Origin of the sequence: Paraburkholderia sp. RL17-373-BIF-A (assembly GCF_046030175.1) — a bacterium.
Lineage (GTDB): Bacteria > Pseudomonadota > Gammaproteobacteria > Burkholderiales > Burkholderiaceae > Paraburkholderia.
In genome coordinates this window covers 1-1,553 of record NZ_JARESO010000247.1, presented here as the reverse complement: position 1 = coordinate 1,553, position 1,553 = coordinate 1, and the positions used below count along the sequence as shown (strand labels likewise).

The window sequence follows — 1,553 nt, the reverse complement described above, 5'->3', positions numbered from 1 at the left end:
GCAGAGTCTCGGATTGCAGCATAAATCAGTACAAGGATTTAGCCGCACACCCCACCGCCTCGATGCGATCCACGCCCTATGGCTGCATCGCCACGAGGCTGTAACGCGGCCTGCTGACAATGACGCGTAACGGGCGATGTCGATACAGTAGAGCCAGGCTACTGCTACAAAATGAGGCCGCGGCCTGCCAGTTTGGGTGCAGGCTGGCGTCTGCTGCTCCTGAAGACGGCCTAGAAGTATGCGGGGATGTGTTTCCCGTCGGCGCTGACGCGGATCCGCAAACCGGCATGGACTGGCGGCGCAAAATTGCCGAGTTCGGGCGCGGCATCGATTAGCGAAAGCCGGCAGCGCATGGCCGTGCGATGCAACGGGATGCGCACCTTCAGTCCGTACACGACCCCGCTCTCAACGAGGCCACGTCATGGCTCGAATCGCGAGGAAACCAGAGAGACCGAGCTGATGTCGCCACGCGCGAATATCGAGACGGATGCGTTCCCGATCGGATACGCCGTGTCTGGACGCGCGACCAGGACCCTGGAAATCAGGAGGCGCAGCTGCGCGCGGCCGGTTGCCGCAAAGTCTTCGCGTAGAAGATTACCGGCACTCGCCGCGCGCTCAACTCGACCGTATGCTCGACTTGCGTGCCGGCGACGTCATCGTTGTGCCTCGTCTTGACCGGCTCGCGCGCGGCATGTGCGACCTCCTCGACATCATTAGACGGATTCGTCGCGCCGGCGCGGGCCTGCGCATTCTCGCTGAGCCGTGGGCCGACGCGATGACGCCGGCCGGCCGCATGATTTTGACCGTGTCTGGTGACATGGCCAAGTGTGAGCGCAGCGTGATCGTTGAACACGAGCAGCGGCCTAGCTGCAGCCAGGGCACGCGGCACGAAGTTTGCGCGCAAGCCGACGCTCACGCTGGCGCCGCACAATCATCTATATCGCCTCGCGGATGAAAGCAGACGAGCATGCGGGAGATCGCCGCGCTGTTCGGCATCCACCGATCGCCCCTCTTTCGCCTCCTTTCGTAGCGCGCAGAGCGCGCCGCGTGGAGATGGCGTCGGGCGCGGCGGCCGACAGTTCTTTCGTTCTCTGGACGCACATCATGAAACTTCGCGAAATTTCCCGCAGATTTACGAGCGTGCGTTAGCTCGATTAAGATTACCATCCAACTAAACTCATACGGATATCTTGGCGCTAGGTATGTCCTCGATCTTGAAGTGGGATAATGGAAAGCGATTGTGTCAGTTACGTCCGGTACTGTAAAGAGAACTTCCGTTGGTGATGGCTATGCGCTCTCAAGCCCGAAGTCAAACATGGTTATGGACGTGGCGAAATACGGTAATGCCGGGGGGCAAGGACCTCCTTCTGTCGGTTTTGGCTTTTGGCGTTTATGCTTCTGTCAAATCATCCAAAATGGATCAGAAAAGAACGGCCATCGACGCGGTCATTAGAGATCTTATCAGCGGATCAAACACAATCTGGGCGCAGACTGTGTTTCGGTGGAGGTCGACGGTCAAATGCTGGCATTTCGGAGGTCCGCCTTACTGGCAA

1 protein-coding gene is annotated in these 1,553 nt (G+C 59.2%); it reads left to right on the top strand.

What is annotated here, in order from left to right:
- Nucleotides 1-487: 487 nt before the first annotated feature.
- The gene (locus P0D80_RS50065) at nt 488-955 is read left to right on the top strand and encodes a recombinase family protein (RefSeq protein ID WP_408296152.1); all 468 of its coding nucleotides are present in this window, start codon (nt 488-490) and stop codon (nt 953-955) included.
- Nucleotides 956-1,553: the final 598 nt, after the last annotated feature.

Bases quoted from the DNA above. Each gene is read 5' to 3' on its own strand.
- P0D80_RS50065 (WP_408296152.1), top strand. From the start codon at position 488: ATGCGTTCCCGATCGGATACGCCGTGTCTGGACGCGCGACCAGGACCC.